Origin of the sequence: Streptococcus agalactiae ATCC 13813, assembly GCF_000186445.1 — a bacterium.
Classification (GTDB): Bacteria; Bacillota; Bacilli; order Lactobacillales; family Streptococcaceae; genus Streptococcus; species Streptococcus agalactiae.
On the sequence record NZ_GL636070.1, the window covers coordinates 1,509,584 to 1,518,892 of the forward strand.

Sequence of the window (9,309 nt, forward strand, 5' to 3'; positions counted from 1 at the left end):
CAAAATTTGTAATATTTAGTAGCCTAATTTATCCATTGTTTCCATTATTACTAAGAAAACAATTATCATATAAAATTCGAATAGCTTCATCTGGTTGGTCCTTCAAATTATACTTTTCTATAATCAATCCTAAAGCTGCAGAGACTTTAGGAGTCGAAATTGAAGTCCCATATGCATATGTATACTTTCCTTCAAGCGTTGGAACAAGAATCCATTCTTTTTCATATAATTTATCAGCTACCCATTTATCATATCCTACTTTAGAAAGCGCTTGACTTCCACCTCCTGTTGCATAGATATCAATGTCGCCATTCCCTTGATTTGAGAAACTAGATACAAGATCATTATCATCTACTGAACCAACTGTAACAACATTGTCTAATTCAGCCGGAATATCTTGTACAGTTCCATCAACTTGACTATAATCTTTTCCTCTTAAACTACCAAGATAGTTTTTTAATTCATCTTGATTCTGTAAATCCATCCCTTCATCACCTACTGAAGCAACGACAACGGAACCTTGATTATGAGCATAATTAATTGCCCGTTGATAGATATTGATCAAAGCTGTATCATCATCTTCATCAGTGGAATCTCTTAACAAATATTCTCCTAAACTAAGGTTAATAACATCAACATCATCTTTTGCTGCTTGAATGAGCGCTTTGAGAATCCATTGGTCTTGAGCATTCCCTTCATCAAAAACACGATACATTCGTATTTTCATGTCAGGTGCTATCCCTAAATATTCTCCACTTGATGAAATTTGTCCCACAACAGAGGTCCCATGGCCAATTTTATCTACAACATTTTGGTTATCAACTATTCCTGTTTCCAAATCTGATGTGAAATTTTGTACTGAAATAATGTGTGAATAAATATCTGGATTATCATATGTAATACCAGAATCTATTACACCAATTGTTGCTTTACCAGAAGACTTATGTTGAAATTTACTTCCAGTACTAATACTCTTTTGCATATCCCACTGATTTCCCCAAAAATCTAAATTAGTATTTGTATAAACCTTGTCCCCATACAAATAAGTAATATTAGGCTTTACAGTCATAGTATTATCTATAACTATGTCATCAATATAATTAGAGTTTTCTTTTTTTATTGTATCTTCACTTTTTTCGGTAGAAATAGTTAAAAAATTTATTTCAGGTATTTTATCAGTAACTTTAATTCCTTGACTTTGTAAAACATCTTCTACATCCTCAATAGATTTATTTTCACTAACTAAAACATTATAACTAATTTCCTTATTTTCATTAGCACTTACTCCTGATGACACAGAACCGCTAGCTAATATAACAATAAACAATGATATAAAAACATTCGACAATAAGCCTATCTTTTTCATAATATCATCTCCTTAGTTTTTTATTCCTTTTTATCAATTTTATTTCAGAATTTCTTCAGAGTACTCAATATTTGGTATCAATAAATCCGAAAAATGCTATTCTTTCACATTTTTTTCACTGTGTTCAAATTTTAGTTCATCCTTGCTTGAGTCTATTTCATTTAAAATTTTGACAAACTTTTCCAACCTCCTTATTAAATACTCATAATCATCTATTGACTTATCTAACTTAATTTGATAGATTTCGATTTCTTTCTCAACTTGTTCCAGTTTTATAGCCGCAGTTAGATTCATCTTGGCATAGTCATATTTGGCCAAGCGGCGGTTCTCTATATCGTTATTGTCCAGGTTAAGCAAGACTTCCGCAACCTTGTTGAGATGATCTATGTGTTCCTGAATCTCTGTAATGGTCAAATCTAATTGAGCAATATCCTTAATAATCTCGTCTTTAATATCTTGATAAGACTTATTCTCCGTACCCAACTCAATAAGAAGATTAATCTCTTCAATCTTTTTCTTAAGTGTGTCAATGGTCGGTCTTTTTCTTTTAGAGATAGTCTGGCTATCATTGGTTAACTGACGAATGAGTTCACGCCCTCGCATATAGCGATTGAGTTCGGACGCCTCCTTATTGTAAATGAAAAATTGTGCGGTCTCACGGATAAAGGCATGGTAGTGTTTACCACTCTCTGTCTCTTTAATATCTAAATGACGGTTTGGGATAAAGACCAAGCCATCTTTTTTAACGCCGTAGTTCATTCTGATAAAGAGACCATCTTTGACTAACTTATCAATCTGATGGTCAGCTAAGACGACATCAAACTCTTGAACCTGGTCTCTTTTCTCCTTAAATGCCTGATAAGCCTCTTGCAAGTCTTCATAAGCTAGCTTTTCCTTATCTTGTTCCTCACAATATCCCTCAAAGTCGGAAATAAGTTGCGACTGGTCAATATCAGGAACTTCTCCACGTTTCTCAAAGTAAGTTTCGAAAAATTGAACATCGTAGAGATTTTTGGAACTGACTTTTTGATTATTGACTGTAATGCTCTGACTATTTTTTGTTAGAGTAAACGCCACATTCTTTTGTTTTAGAGACATAGCAAGGTTGAGTTCTCTTGCAAACTCCAAAAGTTGTGAAAGGTCACGAACTCTGGGTAAGAGAAAATCTAAACATTGCTCAATCGCTCGCTTGGCAAAGTGCTCTCGAAAGTATTCCTCGGTATAGGGTTGACGTTTATCTAGTTGCTTGCCTCGAATAACTCGCTTCATGGGCATATCCGTCATCAAAAAACGAGCGTATTTTCTTGAAAAATCAATCTGAACATTCAATGCTTCTGCCTTGGATAAAAAGTCGTCAAAATCCTTACTATTCTCCATCAGAAAATAAAGACGTTGCTTCAATTCAAATTTGTGATTACTTTTGCGATAGGTCACAAACTTCTCATGAGAATAACGGTTCGGTGTGATAATTTTGGCACCTGCTTCTTTGGAAAGACGGTCAGAAATCATCCGTAAATTTCTCTCCTGAGCATAATCCCATTTGAGTTTCTTATGAGAATTGAGGTCAACAGAATTGATGAGGATATGGTTATGAACATGCAACCTATCCGTATGGGTTGTCACAATAAAGCGAAAGTTTCCGCCAGTCAACTCCTTTATCGTCTCATAACCAATACGATTGATTTCTTCAGGTGTAAGATTATCCTCAGGTGAGAATGACTGGATAAGATGATGAGCATGAATTTTATTTTGCTTGATTTGTTGCCGGTCATTTCTCGAATCATAAAGCCTATCATTATTGACAAAGTTTGCCTGATACATCTCAACTATTTCTTCATAATTAGGGAAGTCGAGGTAATTGCTCATTCCAAAATCTGAAACCAATTTGAGTTGGTCAGTCTTAGCTGGATTTAGAATATACTTGATAAGACTTTTACGGTATTTGTTGCCATGAACCGCAAAATGTTTAGTGACTACCATAAAATTCCCTCAACTTTTGACACTTGACATAGAAGTCCTTATCAACTTCCGCAATCAGCTGACCTATGCCCGTTTTCAAATTATCTCGCTGCTCTACTGTCAGAAGTTTTGTCTGATTGACTGTTTTAGCTATCTGGTTAATGTTATTGCCAATTCGACGTAATTCAAAAACCAAGTCTTGGTAGTTACTGGTATCAATTGTTAAAAAGGTCATATTTGGATTAAGCAAAACCTTTCTGGCATAAGCAGAAAAATTTTGACAAGAACTTTGGCTAATATGATTGTTCAGGTTCGCAAGTTCCTGGTCTGTTAAAAAGACTTTTTTGAGATTGGTTCGATAACGATTTTCCATATCTAACCTCCCATATACTTATCTCGAAATTCTGAACTGAGTGGTACTGCCTTCTCTACTTCTGTCATCAGTTCTTGAACACAAGTCAATATAATTCTTAAGTGTTCTGACGTGACCTGATGGCCTCGTTCCGCTAGAGTTGCTACCTGTAAAATATCTCTACTGATTTGTTCTATTTTTTGAGATTGCCACAGAATAAACCAATCTCTGATGTCATCCTTGTTATTGACAATGTCCAATAGTTTTTGTCTAACAAAGGGAGAAAACTGCTCCGCATTCTCCTTTCTCATCAGTAGTTGAATCTGCTCAAATTCCTCAAGCGTCAAGTTGATTTCCTTACGAATTGTCCGATAACTTTCTGTCATGATGATACACTCCTTCTCACATTTCCCTCTAGCGGGTTAGCACCGATACCATATCTGATACGGGGGCTCCCTAAAAGCCTCAAATCTTCCCTTTTCGGCTTTTGCGAGCTCAGATATTGTGTCCACAATATCCCAAAAATCTTATCGCCAGCCGACCAAAACCTTTGAGTTTTGATAGCCGACGATAAGATAACTTGGTGGCTTCGCCCCCAAACCCCCAGTGAAAAATCATGGATTGATTTTTTTAGGAATGATATTAGGATAATAGAGGTGATTTGGAAAAGGTATCACAAAACAAAAAGTAGGATATTTCTAACCTACTTTTCATTTCCTTATATTATTCAGAAAGAGCTGTCTCATATATGGACATCTTATGTTTAAATGAGTCTCTTCCACCTTCCAATTGATTGATAATATGGTTTTTTATAAATTTTTCACTAACATATCCCTGTGATTCAATCCAAGCATGAGCCCCATCTGATTCCATAATTACCACTTGATCGGTCATGGAATTTGTTACAATTGTCGCATTATGGGTTGCTAAAATAATTTGTCGTTGAGCTTTCACGTCTCTAAACTGTTGAACTAAATGTCTGTATATATAGCGGTTATCCAAATTATCTTCAGGTTGATCAATAATTAATGGTCTGAAATCCTTTGAATAATCACTATATGCTAGTAAAAAATCTAACATCGCTACAACTTTTTGACCCAAACTTAATACACTAACTTCTTTATAAAGAATGTCAAGATGTTGTGATGTTTCTTTTGAGTTAATGTTAAACTCCAAAAAAAGTCTTTCATTGGCTACGTGTTCTTTTAGCACTCTCTTTAACTCATCTAGTAAACTACTATTTGCGATTAAAGAATAAATACTAGTTTTTAAATAGGGTATGTTAGAATCATTAATCTCGGAATTATTTCTCCACTTATTCTCATGTTTTGCAAAATTCTCCTCAGAAATATTTTTTAATAATATAAAATACCTATTAGGAATATTTTGTTTCAAAATAACGTTAACAAATCCTTTTATTCCTAACTCCTGATAAACAAGGTATAGAATATCTGCAACATCCCGCTTACTAATTCTATAATTTTCAAATGAGAAATTGAGAGTTGAATTACTTTTGAAAAGAGTGCTTTCAAAATCTGGTACTTCCCATCTATCAATTTGCTCATAACAGATTCTTAACTTACCAACTTGAGTTTGATTGAAATCATCAATTATTTTGAGTATTGAATCCTTACGAACTCTCCTATATTTATCAAGTTCCTGTAGTTTAGCTTCGAATGATTCTAGAGTCTGAGTTCTTAAACCATAGTTTGGTCTCGGTAAATTTTTATTTTTTAGCATTAAGTCGGAAATAAATTCTGTAATTTTTTCTCCATCCGCTGTTCTAACCAACTCATTAACAGAATATCTCCTATCAAACATTTTTTCTAATATTCTAGTTTTATCAACTAATTTGAAAAATTTTCCCTCAACTTTGTATACTTTCGTATATTGAGAGCGTGTCCACTCTTTGATAGAGTCAGAATTGTAGTTATAAGGATATCCATACCTATTCTCACGATTTTGCCCATAATATTGTAAGATATTGTCCCTATTTTCCTGCAAGACATCTGGCAAACTAACCTCAATGATATATTCAGCATCCTCTAAAACATAGAGTACAAAAGCATTTGCATGGTTACATAGGAATTCTAATTTACTCTGCTTGTCGCAATCCTGAGAAAGTACAAATTGTAACATATCTATTAGTGTACTTTTCCCTGTACCTCTCCCTCCAATTAAACAGTTCATAGATGGTGAGAATGTTAAAAAGAAGTCTCTATCTTTTTCTAACTTATCACCTGTAAGAAAACTTCTATCGCCTCCACGACTTTGAATGTATAAACCTTTTATGTAAGACTTTTGTTCAAAATTTGGTTCAAATAAACTTACTGATACAGTGTAATCAAGCAAAGCTTCTTGGAACATTTTAAAAGAAATCTTTCCACCTTTTATCCACATATTATTCTTTCCGACTGAATCAATATCATGTGAATCATTATCTAATAAAAAATTTGGTTCACAATTAAAATCTGTCAATAAACGATTTTTCGATCCTTCAACAGAATTTATATTTTTTACACCAATAAATCGTGTATTTTCTTTTGTAAAAACTTGTCTCTTATATGCACCCGACAAGTGAGAACCTTTTTTCAAAATATTATAACTATTGAAATGAGCAATGTAGTTAATTATGTTTTGATTATTAAAATCTTTCATGATAGTCAACGAATGCTGATAACTTCCATCTTTTTCACTTATAATATTTTCACATAACCATTGATTAACCCAAGATTCTTTTTCATGATCGTATATACAAACAATATGTAACTTATCTGCTGCACTAATTTCTACTCCATGTAAAATATGAGGATGTATATTATAAGTCGGATAGGTTCTCGTTATAATTGAAACTGCTGTTTGAAGTTTTTTAATACCTTTGGTAGTATTATGATCAGTTACTACAACTATTTCTATTTCATTTTTTAAGATAGCTTCTGCTAACAAAAGAAAACTAATGTACTCTTTTGGGCTAGAAAAGATAACTTTATCAAAGCTACCAAAAAATTTTGTTTTATCAACTTTGATTTTCTTATTTTTGAAAAATATATCAAATAATTCATCTTCTGTACTTTTTCTATATTTCGTTGAAGTCCAGCTCGAAAATAGCTTATAATCATAAGAAACAGGTGTATGTAAATGAATCAAGGTCTTATGAAAACTACCGAATTTCTCTTTGGTATTTGTTAATTCTCGATAAACAGATTTTATCTTATTATTAAATCCTCGCAATTCTAACCCCCAAAAAAATATTATCTTTAAAATCAATTATTTATTTTTCTCAAGTAATTCCTTAAGTAGGAGTTCACTCTCCTTCACCATCTCCTCCTCTACCTTGCTCCATTTTCCAAATAGGCATTCTTGTAGCACTTCTGCTGCGGAACCTTCAGCAGTTTCAGAATCATAGATACAAGTTCTATCTCTTTGATAAATTTGAATCTGGTCAAAGAGATTTTCACTTTCTAACTCCCTCAAGTTATCAACCAAGTTCTCAACAATCCCATCGTGGTGTTCTTTTGGTGTTGCTCTAGCCTGAGTCGGATCGATGGCATAAAGCTCTTCGTAACGAATCAAGGTGCTGAGATAAGAAAGCTCTGGTTTGGTACCAATCACTGCTAAGGAAACTTGGTAACCTTTAGAAGATAATAATTGAGCAGTCTGACGAGGAACTTGAGTAGTTCGCAAGGTTCCCTCAATCAGCAAATGGTAGCCTTGCGTACTGAGTTCATCAACCAACTGTTCTACCATTTTTCCTGCAAATCCCTTGGTATAGTCCACGCTATCCTTGCCATACTTTTCTTGCAGGGCTAAGTAATTGGGATGCTGAGAACGGTAGCTGTCACCATCGATAATAATGATATTACCTTGAAATTCCTTTTGCTTGATACGATGAATAGTCGTCTTACCTGCTCCGCTTTGTCCACCAAGCAAGATAGCTTTCGGTTGATCTGGAATCGTCTTTCCTCGGGTTAAGGCCCGAATGGTTCGCTGCAAGGCCTTCTGAAACTCAGCCTCACTAAATTCTTCCAGTCTCATTAAGCCACCACCCGATGATGCACCATGTCTAACATCCGCTCTATACCATCTAAATAGCCATTGTAACGCTCTATTTCATCGAAAGTAGCGACAAGGTAAATTTTCGTATTGATCAATTCGGCCAAGTCATCACTCATCAAAATCCAAGGATTAGATTCATCATCAAAAACAATATCTTGACTATCCTGGTATCTATAAAGCTTTGATAAAATGGCTGCTCCACGTTCTTTTATCACTTCTACTTTTAAAGTCAGATGGTAATCTTCGACAGGTGTTAACATCTTGTCCTCTCCTACAATATCGACATAAGAAACGTTAAATTTCTGACAAATACGGTCGATGAGTTCAGTTGAAACAGTGCTGGTACCATTTTCGTAGCGACTCAGGCTATTGCGTGAAATCCCAACCATTTTCGCAAATTCTGGCTGTGTTAAATCGTGTGTTCGGCGTAGTGATTTTATATTGTCTCCGATCATAGATAAAGACCTCCTCATATTTGCTTTCATTATACCATAAAAAACGGATAACGCACCATATTTGGTGCATTATCCGTTTTTAGGTTTCTTCGATTGCTTAAACTCCTCTATTCGCTTCTCCAACTGCTCAGTATTCAGTTTATTTTTCGCTTCTTGGATTGACTTATCAAGAATTTGTTCCTCATCGGTTATAATGTCCCTAGATATTTCCACTCTCTCACTAGACTTGAAACTTGAATCAAAGACCACATCTAGGAGTTGCTCTACTTTGGTTAGTTCACTATCTGACATCTCTGATAGTCGATGAATCAGTCGTTTAAATTGATCCTGGTTCTGTTTTTTCTTTTGAAAAAATTTCATTATCTTCTCCTTCAATTATAAAAAGGTAGCCCGCATAGGACTACCTGACTTATAAATCATCAATGGCTACTGAAATAGCCTGCAACTTTTTATTTTGGATTTTCTTTTCATCAATCAATTGATGAAGTTCTTCAATTTGCTTTTGACAGGCTGAAATATCCTTGTTGTTTTGTGCAATAGTGTCTGCCAAGTGTTGTTTATAGTCGCTTGTGATATTTACTTTCTTCGGCTGGCTTTGTTTAACTTTTGATTCGGGCGTCTGTACATCTTTAGATTCTGACTCCTTTTGTTGCTGTTCAAAAGCAGCCACATAGTCTACTTCTTCAATTGGTTTTTCATCTTGTTTATGGAAAAGTGCTGCAATTTTTGCTCGTTCTTCATGGGATGATGTTGGTTTCACATCATCTAGTGGCTGATCAAAATTCCATGTTTTACTCATTCTGTATCCTCATTTCTGTAATTTGGGTGTAGTGTGGTTTCTTTACCAAAGGCTTGCTCTAGTGCTTCATGAAATGACAACTGACTAGATTGTTGCCGTTTGATAAAGGTACTGTACATAGCTGTTTGTAGTTGGTCACGATAGTGTTCCAATTTCTCCGTCTCACGTGAGACCTTTTCTTCTTGTCTAGCTACTTTTTCAGCCAGACGTTCAATCACACTCATAGGGTGTCCTCCTTGTCACATTCTAGATTATGATAGCGGACTTGATTTTGTTATCACATCAAAAGTGTGCTCTCGTTTAGGTGGAGGATGATCTCTAT

Annotated in this window: 10 protein-coding genes; all 10 read right to left on the minus strand. The window is 34.7% G+C overall.

Features of this window, described 5'->3' with window-relative positions; all coding sequences use genetic code 11:
* Window positions 1-28: 28 nt before the first annotated feature.
* The 10 genes from HMPREF9171_RS03480 to HMPREF9171_RS106130 all read right to left on the minus strand — a co-directional run bounded on the left by HMPREF9171_RS03480 (window position 29) and on the right by HMPREF9171_RS106130 (window position 9,211).
* Complete coding sequence (locus tag HMPREF9171_RS03480; RefSeq protein ID WP_000719506.1) at window positions 29-1,366, minus strand: S8 family peptidase; 1,338 nt, start codon at window positions 1,364-1,366, stop codon at window positions 29-31.
* Window positions 1,367-1,462: 96 nt separating this feature from the next.
* A complete protein-coding gene (locus HMPREF9171_RS106170) occupies window positions 1,463-3,346 on the minus strand; it encodes an SAG1250 family conjugative relaxase (protein ID WP_000261812.1) in 1,884 nt (627 codons plus the stop codon).
* Window positions 3,333-3,698 carry a MobC family plasmid mobilization relaxosome protein gene (locus HMPREF9171_RS106165; protein ID WP_000431640.1) on the minus strand — a complete coding sequence of 122 codons (366 nt, stop codon included), beginning with the start codon at window positions 3,696-3,698 and terminating at the stop codon, window positions 3,333-3,335. The genes HMPREF9171_RS106170 and HMPREF9171_RS106165 overlap by 14 nt, the downstream gene beginning before the upstream one ends.
* A 2-nt stretch (window positions 3,699-3,700) precedes the next feature.
* A complete protein-coding gene (locus tag HMPREF9171_RS106160; RefSeq protein WP_000140674.1) occupies window positions 3,701-4,063 on the minus strand; it encodes an SAG1252 family conjugative relaxosome accessory protein in 363 nt (120 codons plus the stop codon).
* Window positions 4,064-4,400: 337 nt separating this feature from the next.
* The gene (locus HMPREF9171_RS106155; RefSeq protein ID WP_001213955.1) at window positions 4,401-6,908 is read right to left on the minus strand and encodes a Spaf_1101 family AAA-like ATPase; all 2,508 of its coding nucleotides are present in this window, start codon (window positions 6,906-6,908) and stop codon (window positions 4,401-4,403) included.
* A 36-nt stretch (window positions 6,909-6,944) separates the two neighbouring features.
* Complete coding sequence (gene pezT, locus HMPREF9171_RS106150) at window positions 6,945-7,712, minus strand: type II toxin-antitoxin system toxin PezT (protein WP_001235242.1); 768 nt, start codon at window positions 7,710-7,712, stop codon at window positions 6,945-6,947.
* Window positions 7,712-8,188: a type II toxin-antitoxin system antitoxin PezA gene (gene pezA, locus HMPREF9171_RS106145; protein ID WP_000578719.1), complete on the minus strand. Its 477-nt coding sequence runs from the start codon at window positions 8,186-8,188 to the stop codon at window positions 7,712-7,714. Before pezA ends, pezT begins: the two co-directional genes overlap by 1 nt.
* A 69-nt stretch (window positions 8,189-8,257) precedes the next feature.
* The gene (locus tag HMPREF9171_RS106140) at window positions 8,258-8,548 is read right to left on the minus strand and encodes a hypothetical protein (RefSeq protein WP_000667951.1); all 291 of its coding nucleotides are present in this window, start codon (window positions 8,546-8,548) and stop codon (window positions 8,258-8,260) included.
* Between the two features lie 49 nt (window positions 8,549-8,597).
* The gene (locus HMPREF9171_RS106135) at window positions 8,598-8,987 is read right to left on the minus strand and encodes a DUF5945 family protein (RefSeq protein WP_000048066.1); all 390 of its coding nucleotides are present in this window, start codon (window positions 8,985-8,987) and stop codon (window positions 8,598-8,600) included.
* Entirely contained in the window at window positions 8,984-9,211 is a 228-nt protein-coding gene (locus HMPREF9171_RS106130; RefSeq protein ID WP_000110922.1) for a DUF5965 family protein, read from the minus strand. Before HMPREF9171_RS106130 ends, HMPREF9171_RS106135 begins: the two co-directional genes overlap by 4 nt.
* Between the last annotated feature and the right edge of the window lie 98 nt (window positions 9,212-9,309).

Coding starts and splice junctions, on each gene's coding strand:
- HMPREF9171_RS106165 (WP_000431640.1), bottom strand. CDS start 3,698: ATGGAAAATCGTTATCGAACCAATCTCAAAAAAGTCTTTTTAACAGAC.
- HMPREF9171_RS106160 (WP_000140674.1), bottom strand. CDS start 4,063: ATGACAGAAAGTTATCGGACAATTCGTAAGGAAATCAACTTGACGCTT.
- HMPREF9171_RS03480 (WP_000719506.1), bottom strand. CDS start 1,366: ATGAAAAAGATAGGCTTATTGTCGAATGTTTTTATATCATTGTTTATT.
- pezA (WP_000578719.1), bottom strand. CDS start 8,188: ATGATCGGAGACAATATAAAATCACTACGCCGAACACACGATTTAACA.
- HMPREF9171_RS106135 (WP_000048066.1), bottom strand. CDS start 8,987: ATGAGTAAAACATGGAATTTTGATCAGCCACTAGATGATGTGAAACCA.
- HMPREF9171_RS106140 (WP_000667951.1), bottom strand. CDS start 8,548: ATGAAATTTTTTCAAAAGAAAAAACAGAACCAGGATCAATTTAAACGA.
- HMPREF9171_RS106170 (WP_000261812.1), bottom strand. CDS start 3,346: ATGGTAGTCACTAAACATTTTGCGGTTCATGGCAACAAATACCGTAAA.
- pezT (WP_001235242.1), bottom strand. CDS start 7,712: ATGAGACTGGAAGAATTTAGTGAGGCTGAGTTTCAGAAGGCCTTGCAG.
- HMPREF9171_RS106130 (WP_000110922.1), bottom strand. CDS start 9,211: ATGAGTGTGATTGAACGTCTGGCTGAAAAAGTAGCTAGACAAGAAGAA.